The sequence below is a fragment of the Oribacterium sinus genome (genome assembly GCF_963553175.1).
GTDB lineage: Bacteria > Bacillota > Clostridia > Lachnospirales > Lachnospiraceae > Oribacterium > Oribacterium sinus_B.
Window position 1 is genome coordinate 26,554 of sequence record NZ_CAUVME010000002.1, and the last position, 16,164, is coordinate 42,717.

18 protein-coding genes are annotated in these 16,164 nt (G+C 43.6%); 4 read left to right on the forward strand and 14 right to left on the reverse strand.

Features of this window, described 5'->3' with window-relative positions; translation table 11 throughout:
* Positions 1-21 precede the first annotated feature (21 nt).
* The 6 genes from atpE to RYO92_RS00685 form a co-directional block, all read right to left on the reverse strand.
* Positions 22-237 carry an ATP synthase F0 subunit C gene (gene atpE / locus RYO92_RS00660; RefSeq protein WP_007157401.1) on the reverse strand — a complete coding sequence of 72 codons (216 nt, stop codon included), beginning with the start codon at positions 235-237 and terminating at the stop codon, positions 22-24.
* A 60-nt stretch (positions 238-297) separates the two neighbouring features.
* Complete coding sequence (locus RYO92_RS00665; RefSeq protein WP_315364661.1) at positions 298-984, reverse strand: F0F1 ATP synthase subunit A; 687 nt, start codon at positions 982-984, stop codon at positions 298-300.
* Positions 985-1,355: 371 nt separating this feature from the next.
* Entirely contained in the window at positions 1,356-2,699 is a 1,344-nt protein-coding gene (locus RYO92_RS00670) for an SH3 domain-containing protein (RefSeq protein ID WP_315369143.1), read from the reverse strand.
* Between the two features lie 267 nt (positions 2,700-2,966).
* Positions 2,967-3,152, reverse strand: coding sequence for a hypothetical protein (locus tag RYO92_RS00675; RefSeq protein ID WP_183684653.1), 186 nt, complete (start codon positions 3,150-3,152; stop codon positions 2,967-2,969).
* Between the two features lie 579 nt (positions 3,153-3,731).
* Positions 3,732-4,304 carry a signal peptidase I gene (gene lepB, locus RYO92_RS00680; RefSeq protein WP_315369144.1) on the reverse strand — a complete coding sequence of 191 codons (573 nt, stop codon included), beginning with the start codon at positions 4,302-4,304 and terminating at the stop codon, positions 3,732-3,734.
* Positions 4,305-4,309: 5 nt separating this feature from the next.
* A complete protein-coding gene (locus RYO92_RS00685; RefSeq protein WP_243155918.1) occupies positions 4,310-4,537 on the reverse strand; it encodes a hypothetical protein in 228 nt (75 codons plus the stop codon).
* 251 nt (positions 4,538-4,788) lie between these two features.
* Here RYO92_RS00685 and RYO92_RS00690 point away from each other — a divergent pair, with 251 nt between their 5' ends.
* The 3 genes from RYO92_RS00690 to RYO92_RS00700 all read left to right on the forward strand — a co-directional run bounded on the left by RYO92_RS00690 (position 4,789) and on the right by RYO92_RS00700 (position 6,988).
* A complete protein-coding gene (locus tag RYO92_RS00690; RefSeq protein WP_315369145.1) occupies positions 4,789-5,547 on the forward strand; it encodes an exodeoxyribonuclease III in 759 nt (252 codons plus the stop codon).
* A gap of 24 nt (positions 5,548-5,571) precedes the next feature.
* Positions 5,572-6,369 (forward strand): phosphatase, encoded by a 798-nt coding sequence (locus RYO92_RS00695; RefSeq protein ID WP_315369146.1) that lies wholly within the window; start codon positions 5,572-5,574, stop codon positions 6,367-6,369.
* A 109-nt stretch (positions 6,370-6,478) separates the two neighbouring features.
* Positions 6,479-6,988, forward strand: coding sequence for a hypothetical protein (locus RYO92_RS00700; RefSeq protein WP_315369147.1), 510 nt, complete (start codon positions 6,479-6,481; stop codon positions 6,986-6,988).
* A gap of 180 nt (positions 6,989-7,168) precedes the next feature.
* Here the strand turns inward: RYO92_RS00700 and rpiB are convergent, their stop codons facing one another.
* From rpiB to RYO92_RS00740, 8 genes are all read right to left on the reverse strand, one after another.
* Entirely contained in the window at positions 7,169-7,633 is a 465-nt protein-coding gene (gene rpiB / locus RYO92_RS00705) for a ribose 5-phosphate isomerase B (RefSeq protein WP_315001051.1), read from the reverse strand.
* A 177-nt stretch (positions 7,634-7,810) separates the two neighbouring features.
* A complete protein-coding gene (locus tag RYO92_RS00710; protein ID WP_315369148.1) occupies positions 7,811-9,139 on the reverse strand; it encodes a glycoside hydrolase family 10 protein in 1,329 nt (442 codons plus the stop codon).
* Between the two features lie 247 nt (positions 9,140-9,386).
* Entirely contained in the window at positions 9,387-10,679 is a 1,293-nt protein-coding gene (locus RYO92_RS00715) for a UDP-N-acetylglucosamine 1-carboxyvinyltransferase (RefSeq protein WP_315369149.1), read from the reverse strand.
* A gap of 195 nt (positions 10,680-10,874) precedes the next feature.
* Positions 10,875-11,420 carry a hypothetical protein gene (locus RYO92_RS00720; RefSeq protein WP_314637781.1) on the reverse strand — a complete coding sequence of 182 codons (546 nt, stop codon included), beginning with the start codon at positions 11,418-11,420 and terminating at the stop codon, positions 10,875-10,877.
* Positions 11,421-11,501: 81 nt separating this feature from the next.
* A complete protein-coding gene (locus tag RYO92_RS00725) occupies positions 11,502-12,425 on the reverse strand; it encodes a 4Fe-4S binding protein (RefSeq protein ID WP_314667659.1) in 924 nt (307 codons plus the stop codon).
* Positions 12,418-12,570 carry a CD1871A family CXXC motif-containing protein gene (locus RYO92_RS00730; RefSeq protein ID WP_304073219.1) on the reverse strand — a complete coding sequence of 51 codons (153 nt, stop codon included), beginning with the start codon at positions 12,568-12,570 and terminating at the stop codon, positions 12,418-12,420. The genes RYO92_RS00725 and RYO92_RS00730 overlap by 8 nt, the downstream gene beginning before the upstream one ends.
* 9 nt (positions 12,571-12,579) lie before the next feature.
* Positions 12,580-13,773, reverse strand: coding sequence for a TlpA family protein disulfide reductase (locus RYO92_RS00735; protein ID WP_315369150.1), 1,194 nt, complete (start codon positions 13,771-13,773; stop codon positions 12,580-12,582).
* A 241-nt stretch (positions 13,774-14,014) separates the two neighbouring features.
* Positions 14,015-14,872, reverse strand: a complete 858-nt coding sequence (locus RYO92_RS00740) for a KilA-N domain-containing protein (protein ID WP_315369151.1) — start codon at positions 14,870-14,872, stop codon at positions 14,015-14,017.
* A 269-nt stretch (positions 14,873-15,141) separates the two neighbouring features.
* On the opposite strand from RYO92_RS00740, the gene RYO92_RS00745 reads away from it, so the two are divergent.
* Positions 15,142-16,146: a phosphate ABC transporter substrate-binding protein gene (locus RYO92_RS00745; protein ID WP_315369191.1), complete on the forward strand. Its 1,005-nt coding sequence runs from the start codon at positions 15,142-15,144 to the stop codon at positions 16,144-16,146.
* Positions 16,147-16,164 lie beyond the last annotated feature (18 nt).

Sequence of the window (16,164 nt, forward strand, 5' to 3'; positions counted from 1 at the left end):
TCGATTCCAAAACACTGCTCCTTACTTTAAGAAGAGGATAATCATAAGTCCGATAACGAAACCATAGATGGCTGTTGCCTCGGCCAAGGCACAACCCAGTAAGAGGATGGTCATAATCTTTGAACTGGCTTCCGGCTGTCTTGCTACCGCCTCTGTTGCCTTTCCTGTTGCCAAACCGATGCCTAATCCTGCTCCAAGACATGCCAATGCTGCAATTGCTGCTCCTAATGCTACCATAATTTTCTCTCCATTCTGTCGCTAAGCGACCATTTTTACTGCGACCTACACTACTCCACTCTACTCTACCGCTTCCGCAATATAAAGCGATGTTAAAAAGACAAAAACATACGCCTGTACCAGACCGTCAAAGAGGTCAAAGTACAAGGACAGGATTGCCGGAACTCCTACCGGAACCACCAGTTCCACCAGTTCCATAATAACGAAGGCTCCTAATACATTTCCAAAGAGACGCATACACAAGGATAATGGTCTGATAAAGACCTCCAGGATATTAATCGGCGTCATAATGGGAATAGGTTGTGCGAAGCGCTTTACCCAGCCTCCCGTACCGAAGGCACGAATTCCTGCTACTTCCACAAGAATAATGCTCATCAGGGACAGTGCCACAGGAACATTAAAGTCCTTTGTGGGCGGCTTAAAGCCGAAAACACCGAAGAGGTTAGCTATACCGATAAAAATCAGTACCACCGCCAGATACGTACCGTATTGCTTGCCCTCTTCTCCCAGATTGCCTTCCATAAACTTGTCCAGCTTTGTCACAATCAACTCTGCGATCTGCTGTCTCGTCCCCGGTGTACGAACCTTGCAATCTCTACCCAACAGGTAAGCGCCAAATATCATCACCGCCATGATGATCCAAGTCACCACAACAGATTCGGAAACAGGAATTCCTCCAAAAACCGGAATTGTAAAGACAGTCTCCACATTCAGCTCTTCCAGCAGGGATGCTGCAAGCTTTTCCATGGTTTTCCCCCTTTCTTCACTCTCAAGTACCTTTGAGATTATAGGCACTCTTTCCATGATTGCAAGTATTTTTCAAAATTAAGCGAAAAATATTTTCTTTACTATTTTTTTGTCATTTTTCTCCAGCAATCTCAGGTTCACGAAAGCTAATTTTACATTTCTTACAAGCAAAGTGCAAGATGTTTTCATTTTTCTCTTTCATAATGGATACAATACGCAAAGTTTTTTCCTATAGGAATTAGATATTCATATAGAAATACCATAATTTTTTTAAGTAAATCAAATAAAAAATCTCCCATCCCAAAAAGGGGATGAGAGATTCTATCTCTGCATGTGCATCCTTCGCAAAACAAGGGATGCTCATTTATGAATTATGGGGAAACGGTTAATGTGGTAGCACCGCCATTGGCCTGCTGTGCTGTAGTAGCTGCGGCAGCACGGCTCTCCGTAGTGGATTTTGTTGCAGAGTTTGTACTTGTACCGGAAGCATTGACCGCCGTAGTAGCTGTGGTATTGCCTCCTGTTGCGCTTTGTGTAGTACTGATTTCCTCAGAACGTACATACTGCTTGGAAATATAGGCATCCTGTCCGTTATAGGTGATTTCTAACCACTCATCATTATAATCCGCCTTGTATTGCAGCTCTGTTCCTTCATCCAACACGGTGAGTACTTCTGAATCTGTTGTGCTGGGCTTTGTTCTGATTCTTACTCCTGTGGTGGTGAAATAACGCTTCGGCGTAGCCGTAGTCTCCTCCACGGTGGTTTCCTCCGTACTTTCCACTGTTGCAGAGGTCTCTGTTACTGCCGCTGTAGTTTCCACTACGCTATGCTTCTTTGCGGAGAAGAAAAGCACCTTTACCAAAATAATTACGATAATAGCAATAGCCACCGGAAGAGCAATTCGTAAAATGCTGTACAAATCCCATTCTGTTCCCGGATTTCTGTTTGCAGTACTTCTCTGTCTTCTGCCGGCTGTTCCGGCAGTTCTTCCGCTTCTTCTCTTCACAGAGCTGCTTGAGCCTACGCTCTTTTGTAAACGTCTTGCTCTATCGGTTCCTGCTCCGGTTCTTCCCTTTCCGGCTGTGCTTCTTCGAACGGGGATTCCTGCTCCCAGTTCTTCTTCCCGCTCTTCCCTTTCGATTTCTCGAATTCTGGAGGAATATCCTTCGGTGGTAAGTCTGGGCGCCTCCGCTCCGTAATTCTCCGCATCAATACGGGAAGCCAGTCCTGCCTGTCTTGCTGTTTCTCTTCTTAAGCTGGAGCTGGAAATCGTATTCTCCTCTCCCAGCTCATCTCTATAGGCTACGGAAGAAGATGTAGCGGCAAGAGAATCCTCTCCCTGTATTCCTTCATTTCTTCCCGGTCCCTCTTCCACATACTCCGATAAGGCATCTCTTAACATGGAGAAGGAGTCATTGGCATCCTGGGCAGTGGATTCATTACCAAGCTCTGCCAGTTCTCCAAAGGCCCGAATTCCGTGATAGGTATCTCTGGACTTGGCAGAAATAATACCGCCTTCAAAAAGCTGATTAATATCGCTCTCTAAATTACTGGAGACCATCAAAGCCTGATCGATCTGCATCCGCACCAGACTGGACAAAATCTCCTTGTCCATAATTACCGCTTCTTTATATTGTCCGTTCAAGAGGTAGTTCTGCACATCCCCTAATTGTACGCGAATCTTTCCCCAAACACTGTTTTCACGCTCCGCCATATTTCCCTCCTTGCCTCCTGCAATTTTCCTCTGTAGTATACCTAGAAAGACAGCTTTCTTCAAGGAAGAATATCATTTTTCACAAAGAATTCGCGGTTTTTGATACTTCTTTCCTTAAATCGTAAGATTTGCTCTAAAAGCGGCGGAGACAGGCTCTATTTTCAGGGTAAGCAAGCGAAAAGCTTTGGGGAAACGTAAAAAGAGGATAAGCTGTTTACCTTATCCTCCCTCTACTCTATTTTTCGTTTTTTCTCATTAAAAGTCTTTTTATATAATATCCCATCTGCCCTCTGACTTACCGGCAAAAGGCCCGGGAGTCAGTCTGGAATAAATCCGTTCCATTCCCGTATCATCCATCACAGCAACGCAAAAGATATTGACATCCTTTCCCTCATAAATTTTTCCATCTGTCAAACCCTCTGAAAAACTATTTCCCACATACTGCAACTTCATTTCGTCCTCCTTAGGAATGTGGCATGAAAAACATCCCTGTCTCTCTGCACCGCCGGAAGCTCCTTCCTGCGATTCCTGTTCTACTCTATTTTATTAATTTACAATATGTATATCGCAATATTTTCATAAAAAATAAGTTTTTACAGAGCGCTGTTTTGTTTTTTTCTAAGTACATTTTAAGGAGCCGCTCTGAAGCCCTATAGGTCTGTATCAGGGCACGCTCCCGCTAACTTCGCCTTGACTGAGCAGTGGTTTCTGTTAACCACTGCTCACTTTGCTTCGCAAAGCAACTTCCTTCGGAAGTTGGTCTGTATCAGGACGACTTTTCTAATGAAAAGTCTGTCCTTACAGCACTAACTTCAAGCTTCGCTTTGCTCGCTTTCAGTAAGTACTGACGGGCTCAGATTACCCTGATACAGACCTATAGGGCTTCATTCGCTTTACTATTTGTTTTCGGCAGGCCTTCTCTTCGCAAGCTCTAAGTAAGTCTTACGGGCTCAGATACTTTTATAAAAATTAAAAAAGAGAGCCTTTCGAAAAAACGAAACAGCTCTCTAAATTTCTTCTTGCTATGAAGCATTATAAGGAAGATCTTCTCAAAATAGTAATGACCTTGCCCTTGATCTCCTCTTTTTTAACCGGGCCGAAGAGTCGGCTATCCTTCGCTCCGGAACGCATGTCCGACATCATAAAGTATTCTCCCTCCTTCAGCTTAATGGGATATTTCACCGCTTCCGTGTCATAGGGCTGGGTGGAATAGAAAATACCGTCCTCTACCTGCATATTGCCGTTGATTTTCAGACCGCCTTCATCCGGAATTTCAATCTCGTCTCCCGGCATGCCGATGATTCTTCCCACAAACTGCTTCCCGTCTTTATGATATACCAGAACATCAGAGGGGAAAAATTTATTTTCCAGACGGTAGTATAGCATCAGGTCTCCTGCACTGAGCTTTGGCTTCATATCGTCATTTTTCACCGGGGCGATGCCGAAAATGACGAAGAACATCACATAAATCAAAGCACCCATCAAAAGCAGATGAGAGAAGAAGGAACGAATATCTCCCAGCTGTCGGTAATAAGCCCGCTTTTTTCGAATCACATCCAAGGGAAGGGCTGCTTTTTTCTCTACTTCTTTTTTCTTCTTTGCCATATCCTCTATCCCTTTAGCTTTGCCAGCTCTTCTTCCAAAGCGGCGATTTTTTCGTCTCTTTCCTGAATTCTTGCCTGATAACCGATTTCCATTACCTGAATGGCGGAGCGATATTCTCCGTCCAAATCCTCTAATTTCTTCCACACAGAGGCAGGCTTAAAGCCGAAAAAGGCCTTTCGGAATTTCATCTTTTTCAGGTACTGCGCTACTTCTTCTAAATTCTGTGATGCCATACTACTTTCCTTTCCTTTGGGATTTGAAAACAGTATAGCCTTTTCCTCCTGCATTTGCAAAAAGTTCTTAAAATTTTAAGAACTTGTCTTCCGGAAATTTCCCGAAAGCCCTTGCAGGCTTTGCAATGTCTGTTACACTATTCTCATGCCAAAAAAGAATATAAGCTTGCGTTCTGTGCTGAGGGCTTACACAAGGGCTAAACGAAAAATAATTTTTCTTTAAAATAATGAATTGAGTAGAAAGGATATTTATGAAAAAACTGATTTCCTGGAATGTAAATGGGCTTAGAGCCGTTATGGGAAAAAACTTTATGGAGGATTTTAAGCGTTTGGATGCGGACATGTTTTGTTTGCAGGAAACCAAATTGCAGGAGGGACAGATTGACCTGGAGCTGCCGGGTTATTTTCAATACTGGAATTATGCGGTGAAAAAGGGCTACTCCGGTACCGCCATTTTCACCAAGGAAGAACCGCTGTCCGTGCAGTACGGCATAGGTGTCGAAGAGCATGACCAGGAGGGTCGTGTAATCACACTGGAATATCCGGAGTTTTATCTGATTACCGTCTACGTTCCCAACTCTCAGGGAGAGCTGAAGCGTCTTCCCTACAGAATGGAGTTCGAAGATGCCTTCCTGAATTACATCTTAACTTTAGAAAAGAAAAAGCCGGTAATTTATTGCGGTGACTTAAATGTTGCCCATGAGGAAATCGACCTGAAAAATCCGGACACTAACCACATGAGTGCGGGCTTCTCCGACGAGGAAAGAGCGAAGTTTTCCCGGGTTTTAGACTCCGGCTATCTTGACTCCTTCCGCCATTTCTATCCGGACAAGGAAGAGGAATACAGTTGGTGGAGCTACCGTACCAAGGCCAGAGAAAGAAATGTAGGTTGGAGAATCGACTATTTTGTGGTTTCCAAGCAGTTAGAAAAGAAGCTCCTTTCCGCTTCTATTCATCAAGAAGTAATGGGCTCCGACCATTGTCCTGTGGAAATCACTTTGGATCTGTAATGATAGAAAGGGGAAAAGTATTTTATGAAATTGAAATGTGATGTTCATACCCATACTCTTTATTCCCGCCATGCTTACTCCACGATTTTGGAAAATGTTGCCGCGGCGAAGGAAGCGGGATTGGAGCTTCTTGGCTCTACAGATCATTTTTCCGCCATGCTCTATCCGGATTATGAAAATGTCCGTCACTACCAGTATTTGATGGTAAGCCACACCTGGCCCAAGGAAATTCATGGCGTTCGGGTTTTGCAGGGTTGTGAAGTGGATATTGTGGATATGGAAGGAAACCTTTTCGGTTTTGATATTCCTATTTGGAAAAATATTGACGGGGATTTTTATAATGACGGGAAGAAAATGTCTCTCTACGAGCGTGTCTGCAAGAAAATGGACTATTGTATCGCCTCTGTCCACAGAAACAGCTTTGCCAAGGGAGAAATCGCTTCGGCCTGCACCAAGCTCTATCTGGAAGCCATGAAGCATCCTAAGATTTTGATTCTGGGGCATATCGGTCGTTCCGGACTTCCCTTTGAAATCGATCCGGTGCTTCTTGCCGCAAAGGAACAGCATGTGCTGATTGAGATTAATGAGCATTCCATGGATGAGGGAAACGAAACCAAAAAGCGTTGCGAAGCCATTGCTGTACGCTGTGCGGAACTGGGAGTCCCCGTCTCCGTTTCCAGTGATGCCCATATCGCCTTAAGGATTGGAGAATTTCCAAAGGTGGAATCCCTGCTGGAGAGGATTCATTTTCCGGAAGAGCTGATTATGACCAGAGATAAGGAAAGCTTTTTACAGCATATGAAGAAGGTAGGACTGGGGTAAGGCGGGTTTTGCACCACTGTTTCAAGTTAATATATATATATATATATGGTCGATATTACTCATAGAAAATAAAGGAAGAGGTACTATGATGAGTATGACCGTTAGCAATATGGCAAAATACGCCATAGCAAAACAGGATTTTGATCCTCAGTCCAAAAAAAACCAAAATCTATCTCCTGAAGAAAAAGAATGGAGGAGTTCAAGCCAAGAAGAGAGACACTTCCGTAATCTGATTGCCGCAGGAGGCGACCCTTGGATGAGTCCGGACTATCCCGGTGCAGGAAAAGAGTATATTATTCCTGTAAGTAAGGATATTGAAGCCTTGGCAAGAAAAGAAATCCGTGATGCCTTCTTAAAGAATCAAGGATTTGTGAATTCTGCCGACGCTGAAAGCTATAGTAAAAAGTTTAGAGATTATGCTAAGTCACAAAGCGGCCCGGAAAGAAGAGCCATCATGTACACGATAGATCAAATTGGAAAAGATGAAGTTTCCAAAATTGAACAGAAAATAAAGTCTGTTGATACAAGCTGGAGTCCTCGTCAATCCTTTGATCCTAAAATCATTCAGGAATATCTGCAAGAACAGGTGCAAATTGAAGGAATCGATCAAAAAGTATAATAAATAGGATGCAGGATATATAGCTTTTCCTGCAGTATAGGTCTGAAATACGGGGCAATCTGAGCCCGTGGGTTCTTGGCTTTTGTCTTGTAAAAGCTTAGAACCCCTACGAGGCGAAGTTAGCGAGAGCGTGCCCCGGTTTAAGACCTATACTGTAGGAAAAAGAAGCTAAATATACTCCTACATCCTCTTTTTGAAGCCTTCTGCATCCTCTTCGATTTCGGAAATCAGGGCTACTCTATCTGCGTGTCTTCCCCCTTCAAATTCTGCTAAAAGGAAGCTGTCCACAATCATCTTTGCAAGCTCAACACCTACTACTCTGGCGCCAAGGCAAAGTACGTTAGCATTGTTGTGTCTTCTGCCCATGGCTGCGGAATAGGGCTCGGAGCAAGGGAATGCCCGGATGCCGGGAACTTTATTGGCAGCTAAGGAAATGCCCACTCCCGTTCCGCAAATAGCGATGCCGAAGTCCGCCTTTCCCTCCTGAACAAGCTTGGCTACCTGATAGCCTGCCAAGGGATAATCATAGCGTTCCGGAGTATCTGTTCCTACATTGATAATCTCGATTCCCTGCTCCTCCAGATATGCCTTAAGCTCCATTTTCATCTCTACAGCGGCATGATCATTTCCCATTGCAATCTTCATTTTCATTCCTCCCCTTTTGGCATTTCCTTTATCCTACAAAACAGTGACTTAACTTTGCTTTTACTTTCCATGTGATATTTCAGATGTAGATATTGCTATCCCTTAGCTTTCAAAACAAACAGGACTTATATTTGCCTGACTTTCATACTCTTGTAAAATCCTACAGTATTTCAGATACTAGTTTTGAAATACGCTTCTCAGATTTCCAAGCTCTCTTTGGGCTCTTTCCTCTAAAAGATTCTGATAAGCAAAGACTGCATAGCCTTTTACAATGCCTGTCTTTCTGGCTTCTTCCACCTGTCTTTTTAAAATATCACTTTCCGTAAACCACTCCGATACAGGATTTCCGTCCCAAACGGTGCTTCCTGCTCGGTACAGTCCTAAGCCTAGCATGAGTTCCACCTGATTTCCAGTGGAATTTGTTAAGTTCACCCAGTCTCCAAGACTTCGCATATAGGCATGGGGAGCTTCCTGCCCTTTTCCATTTTTCGCCCTGAAGCCGTGATACATCTGGGGCATGATGTAATCAATATAGTCCTTGGAGGCCATGATTTTGTCCACATCCAGGAAATAGGCCACTGAAGAGCGAAGACTTTGCAGATTTGGCACCGGGCTTACACCGAAGAGCACTCCTCTTTCTTTACATAGGCTATGTACCTGCTTTAACAATAAAGAAACCTGATTTCTCCGGTATTCTGTCAAGCTCCCTGTCTCTCCCTGTCTTTTCGCCTCCTCATACTCCGGCTCATCAAAACGTTTGCCCTCTTCTGTCAAGGAAACTCTGGGATAGAAATAATCGTCAAAATGAATGCCGTCCACGGCATAGTTATCCAAAAGCTCTTTAATGGAAGCCAGAAGTGCCTCTCTTCCTGCCGCCCTGGAGGGGTTAATGTAATACTGCCCCTCATGAAGAAGCACATTTCTTTCTTCTCCGGAGGTTCTGCTCCATTTTTTCACAATGCTGTCTTCAGGAATATTTTCCCACTTGGACATGGAACTGCTGACACGGTAGGGATTAAACCAGGCATGGACGGAAATGCCCTTTTTCTTTGCCTCGGAAATCATAATCTCCAAGGGGTCAAAACTGCCATTTCCCGGCATAAATTTAGAATAGGGGAAAACCGTCATTTTCTTCCCGTAGCTGTCGGAATGGCTGTGCACATGGAGGAAGAGGGTCTGAAAACCGTTCTTCTGCAAATTGTCTATGACCTTGGCCGCCTCTGCCCGAAAGGCCTGCTCTTCCTTCGGCATATTCATCCAATCCAGATAAGAAAACCAAACCGCCCTTAACTCTTTTTGAGAGGAAAGGCTTTTCACACCGGGTCCCGCAAGATTTGAAGCATAGGCGGAATTCCCTGCAACAAAGCTCAGGGAAAAAAGAAGTGTAAAAAGCAGAAAAGCCAAGCTTTGCAGTAAGCTTCCTCCCAGGCTATTTCCAATATTTTTATTCTTAATACATATCCCTCGCGGAGCAATCGGTATCAAGTTTATAAAATTTCTCTCCATCGTTTCTCTTCTCCTATTTTTCTTTTTGCCCTTACTATAGCATAATTCGGCATAGAACTTTTTTCTTTTCCCTCCCGGTTTTCCTACAAAACCATTACGGAAGACTTCCTCCGGAAAATAAGCCTTCCAAAGAGAAGTAAATCTTCCGAAGAGAGCTAAATCCTCCGAAAAAGCATAAAAATAACAGGAGGCGGTAAAGACAGAATAGTGTTCATACAGCTTTCTATATCTTTACCGACTCCTGTGATTATGCTTCTCTTCGGAAGGCTTCCACTTCTTCTTCCGTTTTCGCTAAAATGATTTTGGCACCTAAGTTCATCAGCTTCTTTTCGAAGAACTCGTAGCCTCTTCGGATATATCCTATGTCTTCCAGCACAGTGATTCCTTCTGCGGCAAGGCCTGCCAGAACCAGAGCGGCTCCTGCACGTAAATCCAAGGCATGCAGGGTTGCTCCCTGTAATTTTTCCTGCCCCAAAATGGTTGCCACTCTATCTTCTACAGTGATATCCGCCCCCATTTTCTTTAATTCCTCTACATATAAGAAACGATTTTCAAAAATCGACTCGGTAACGGTGGATTTGCCCTCTGCCAATGCCAGAGTAACGGCAATCTGGGGTTGCATATCCGTAGGAAAGCCCGGGTAGGGAAGGGTCTTAATCTTAGTGCCCCTCTGCTTTTCTCCTCCGATGACCTGAATTTCCTCGTCTCCTTCATAGACGGTATTTCCCATATCCCGAAGCTTGGCGGCAATGGATTCCATGTGCTTGGGAATGATATTTTTAATCAAAATATTTCCTCGGGTAACTGCTGCTGCACACATAAAGGTACCGGCTTCAATCTGATCCGGAATTACCCCGTAAGTGGTGCCATGCAAACGCTCCACCCCTCGAATACGGATGGTATCCGTTCCGGCTCCGCGAATATTCGCCCCCATGCTGTTCAAGAAATTGGCTACGTCTACAATATGAGGCTCCTTGGCCACATTTTCAATAATCGTCTGGCCATCCGCCAAAACCGCAGCCAGCATCAGGTTAATGGTTGCCCCTACAGACACCACATCCAGATAGATATGCTGTCCCACAAGCTCCTCCGCCTTCGCTACAAAATAGCCGTCCGAGATTTCCACCTCGGCTCCCAGGGCGGTAAAACCTTTAATATGCTGGTCAATGGGTCTTTCCCCGATGGCACAGCCGCCGGGTAAGGCCACCTTGGCTTGATGGTATTTTCCCAGAAGTGCCCCGATAAAATAATAAGACGCACGAATACGACGAATCGCATCGTCATCTACGCTTTTCATAGACAACTGATCCGCCTGAATAGACACCACATGACTTTCTATGCGGTGCACCTTCGCTCCGATGGCCTTTAAAGCCTCCAGCATAACATTTATATCTCGAACATCGGGAAGATTCTCTATAATTACTTCTTCGTCGGTAAGAAGGGCTCCTGCCACAATACCCAGTGCTGCATTCTTTGCCCCGCTGATGACTACCTCTCCACGAAGGGGATTGCCCCCTTTCATGACGAATACTTCATTCATTTTAAACCTCAAATTTTTTCGTCTCGCTCTAAATTTTTCCACAAAAAAAGCTCCTAATCATAGAGCGTTTCTTGATTATAAAGCTTAAAGGGGAAAAGTGCAAGAAATATACGCAGTTCAACAAAGCTACAAATGCACAGTTCCACATAGCGCAATTTACGTGGAGCTTTCTCCTACCATTTCGAAGATTTCCTCCTACTCCAAAAGGCTTTGGAAATCCTCTTCCTCATTAAATCCGGGGTCCATGTGGGTAAGAAAATGCCAGTCTTCACTCCCTTTTTTTCTATAGAGCACCGCTTCCCCGTCTTCCGAACCGAAGTAGGCTCTCTCCGCCTCATAGCCCTTTGCTTCTAAAAATGCTTTGGCTTTTCGGTACTGACTTTCCCGTCTTGCAATATAGTCCTTCACTTCATCATTGGGAATAAGATAGGCATCCACTCTGGTGGAACCCTCCACCATGCCCTTTCCGGGGGTACTTAAGTCCGGTAGCTCTTTCCAGAAAATGTCTATCTCCCCTTCTCCGGTAAACATAAATTTCGTAAGAGGAACAAGATGTCCGTTGTACTGAAGTTCCAAATACTCCGGAAGCTTCCGAAAGTCTAAAGTTTCATAGACAAATCCCTCTTCTTCCTTATATTGATAGCCTTCCACTTGGGAAATAAAGGCTCTTCCCTCTTTAATCGTTTGAAATAAGCCGATTTCCGTCCCAAGGCCTTCCTGATTTAATTCTAAAATAAACATATCGCCCCCACTATCCCTTTCGAATCCTTGGATTGATTTTCTTCGGCTATCCTTTCCAAATCCATGGATTGATTTTCATCCTTAGGCCTTCGCCTTTACTTCTTCGGGCACATCCACATTTGTGACCCCGCAGGCAATAGCATCCACCGGGCAGGCATTCTTACATTTTCCGCAACGGATACACTCCAAATCATTGCAGTTTTGTACCGGATCACATTGCATCTCGCAAACCGCCTTACATCTTCCGCAGTGGATGCACTTCTGATGATCCAAAGTATAACGGAAAAAAGACACGGAATTAAATAGCGAATAAATCGCGCCCAAGGGACAGATATACTTACAGAAGGGGCGGTAAATGATTATGGAAAGGAGGATAGTAAGAAGCAAAATCAAGCCCTTCCATGCATAGAGAAAGCCTACGGCTCCCCGCATACTAGTGTTCATCCACACCAGAGGAATTCCTCCCTCCAGCATTCCCACAGGACAAATCAGTTTACAAAAATAAGGTGCTCCCTGTCCTATAATATCCACCAAAAACAGAGGAAGGAGAATGACGAAGATAAGTAAGATAAGATATTTTGCTTTTCGTAAAGGCTTGTCCCACTTAAAGGTCTCTATCTTCTTCACAAAGGGAATCTTATGCAGTAAATCCTGCACCAGCCCAAAGGGGCAGAGGTATCCGCAAACGCCTCTTCCTATCAGCGCTCCCACGAAAAAGAGAAAGCCCACCACATAGTAGCTGAACTTGTAATTCGGGCTGCCAATGACCGCCTGGAGGGCACCAATGGGGCAGGAACCCTTGGCCCCCGGACAGGAGTAGCAATTCATTCCGGGAACGCAAAGCTTCTTTAATTCTCCACTATAGATTTTTCCTGTTTTAAATCCCTCAAAGAAGGAGTTGGTCACCAAGAACCAAAAAGATTGGAAGATGTGTCGTACATTGTTTCTTGCTTTATATTTATCTTTTTTTGATTTTCCGTTGATGAATTCTTTTAACTTATCCAATGCCGATACACTCCATACATACTTTGATTGCCTTGTTCATTACCACCAGTGCCTCTCCCCGATGAACGCCAACGTAAATCATGGCAATGCCCATACAAAGGAGAATCAGGGATGTCAACCGGGACTTTAAAATTTTCTGTTTCATATTTCACCTTTACTGTTTTACTTTAGCCAGTTCTTTTTCAATGATTTCCAACCAAGCCTTCTTATTGTGGGAACCGGAATAGGTCTCTCCTACAATCTGTCCCTTCTTATCCACAAAGAAGGTCTCCGGAAAAGCCTGAATCCCGCTGAGTCTGCCGTTGAAATTGCTCTTATCCGGAATTAAGAAGGGATACTCCGCCTTGCTTCTTTCCCGAATCAGCTTTGCTTTCTCCAAAGCCTCCTGATTTTCTCCGGTCTGGTCCACCGTGTCCGTTACCACCCCAACGATATTGACACCCTTGCCCTTCATTTCCTTCTGAATTTCCGCAAGATCCGGAATTTCCTGCACACAGGGACTGCACCAGGTGGCAAAAACATTGACCATGGTGAGATCATAGTCGGAAAAATCCTTTCCGCTGAATTCTTTTCCGTCAATATCCATCGTCTGAAGATTGCTTAAGTCAGTAGCTACATTTTGGGAATCGGTGGAAAAAGCCATGGTATTTTCCAAGTCAGACTTTTCGGACAAAACAAAGCCGTTTTCCGGACGTTCTTTTTTCTCCGTAATCTCTACGGTCGTCTGTTTCAATTCCTCTATCGTCTCTGCATCCGCTGTGCTATTTACACTAAGATAATAGCTGTATTTTCCGTCTTTGGACTCTCCCAGCTTCGTATGGCTGTCGCACTTTGTAATCTTCCCGATTTCTTCCTCGGAAAGACTCTTTTCAAACATGCCGATGGTGCCGATTCTTTCCAGACTTTCCTGCCACTTTTCGTAGCCGTCTCCCATCTTAGCAACTTCCGCATTTTTCTGCTCTTCTGTAAGTTTGCTAAAGCTCAACAATCCGTACTTAAGCTCCTGATCTATGGGGCTTTGATCGTCCAACATCACGATGTCTTTTGCCTTCATAGCTTCCCTAATCTTCTCGGAAAGCTTGAATTTTAAGCCCAGATATTCATAGTTATACTCATCCTTTACCGGCAAAGTATAGTCTGCCGGCTTAAAGCTGTCTCCATTACTGTCCATATTTACGGACACACCGGCATCTTCCGGACTTACCGCAAGACTCTGGGCATCTGCATTTTCACTAACTGCCATGGAAGACTTCTGCTCTGTAGCTGCTTTATTCTGACAGCCTGCAAGTCCAAGTCCTAAACAGAGTGTCGTTACAAGACAAGCTCCTGTGAATTGATTTTTTCTCATAATATTTTCCTCCTCAAAGCTACTTTATCAGTATACCCTTTCGTGCCACGGGAAAAAACTTAAAAAAGAAAAAACTTTTTCTGAAAATATGAATTTTGAAAATGCCGTTTCTATGAGTATGCTACAAGGGATATAAAATGGATATAAAATGAATATGAAATGGAAGACGAGCAGGAGTATATTGTATATTCTCATCGCTCTAAAAGTATAAGCATAGATTTACCGGAATTTTTATAGATTTCTAATCTATTTCTTTGACCTTATTCTCTAAACTCTTAATTCCTGTATTGTTCAACTTTTCAATTGACATCAGCTGAGTTCTTGCAAGCTTCCTTAGCTCTATCATTCTTTCTTTTTGATCCATGCCTTTTCCGATAAGAATTGCATTGTAGCTTTCCATATTGGCAAGTACCAATAATTCATTTAAACTCGCATAGTCTCTCATATTTCCTTTTAGGTCCGGATTCTCTTCACGCCACTGTTTTGCTCTTCTGTTAAATAAGGCAACATTTAGCATATCTGCTTCACTTGCGTATTTATAAGATAACTGCTCGTTGGTAAGATCCTTTAAGAGATAATCTTTGATTGCATCTGTATGAATTTTATAGTTAATCTTAGAAATTTCTCGATTAAGATTCCAAGCTAAGGATAGCTTAGAATTTTCATCTGACTTAAGCCTTTTATAGTCTTGGATAATGTAAAGCTTAAATTCTGGTGAAATCCATGAAGCGAACTCCATCGCAAGATCATAATGTGCATATGTTCCGCCATATCTTCCGGACTTTGAAATTATGCCAATAGCATTTGTAGAATCAATCCATTTTTGTGGTGTCATTGTAAATCTATTCAGTCCTGCCTCATTTCTAAACGTGTCGAATTGCACACGGTTAAAATTTTCATTGTTCAGAACTTCCCATAGCCCAATAAATTCCAACGTATTTCTGTTTCTCATCCAATTCTGAATAACAAACCTCGGATCATCAGTATTTTTATACTTAGCAATATCCGTTAGACTTATATAGTCGTTTTTAAAGTCTTCAGTATAAATTTGAATAGCAAAACCTTTTGCTTCGATTGTGTCTTTTTTCACCTTAGACATGTGAATTCCTCCTTTGCTAAAGATGGCTCCATAGTATCATATTGCCAAATATTATTCCATTATTCCGAGTCTGTCGTTTCATAATATTCCTCTTTTTTATCAAGCTTTTCTGCACCTGACCTAGTCCTCAATCTTATCCATCTTTCAGCCCTTGACCTACTCCCTAATCTTATCCATAATACTACTGTTTCTACGACATATTCTTTGGCTTGAAATCCTTAGATTCATGCTTAGAATATGGATTCTTTTAATTCCATGGGAGGAAAATGATGAAAAAACAACTATCTTTATTACTCGGCGGCCTTCTTCTGGCTTCTTCTCTGGTAGCCTGCGGTGCAAAGGGAAGCACGGCTTCCACCACTGCGGCAGCAAGTGACAAGGAAACTGCGGCAGAAAGCACTACTGCAAAAGAGGGAGAAAGCAAGGCAGAAGGAGCTTCTTCCGACAGTTCCGATTTTAAGGCACAGATTTTATTCTGTGGTTCCACCTCTTTGTACCCCATTATGTCCTCTTTAGCTTCTTCCTTTACCGAGAAGTATGAGACCTGGGACAAGGTAGATGCTTCTTTCCCGAAGGAAAACATCTCCATCTATGTGGCTCCGGGCGGATCCGGCGTTGGAGTAAAGGCTGCTGTTGACGGCACCGCCGACTTCGGTATGCTGGCTAGAGACATTAAGGATAAAGAAGTAGAGAGCCTTGGCAAGGATTATAAGAGCTTTGAAGTGGCAAAGGATGCTTTAACCGTATCGGTCAGCAGCAAGAATCCCAATGCGGATAAGCTGGAAAATCTGGATACGGCAACCTTACAGAAGATTTTCGACGGAGAATATACCAAATGGAGTCAGGTGGATTCCTCTCTCTCCGATGACGAGATTCATGTGTACATCCGTGACCTTTCCGGCGGCGCTTATGAAGTTTTCCAGAAGGCCGTGATGGGCGACAAGGAAATCACCCCTGCCGCTACCCAGTCCGCTTCCATGACAGAGCTGGCAACAAATGTAGCAAACGATCCGAACGGTATCGGCTATGTAGGATTCGGTGCATTTAACAAAGCAAACAAAGAAAGCACTGTTTTGAAAGAAATCAAGGTTGACGGTGTAGAAGCTTCCGAAGAGAAGATCTTAAGCGGTGACTACAAGATTCAAAGACCGGTTATGTTCGTTACCGGAAAGACAATCACAAAAAATGAACAGGCCTTTATTGATTACGTTTTCTCCGAGACAGGGTATGATGCGGTTGTGGCAAACGGTTACATTCCTGCATTTTCCAAGTAAGATTGTCGTAAAGATGAG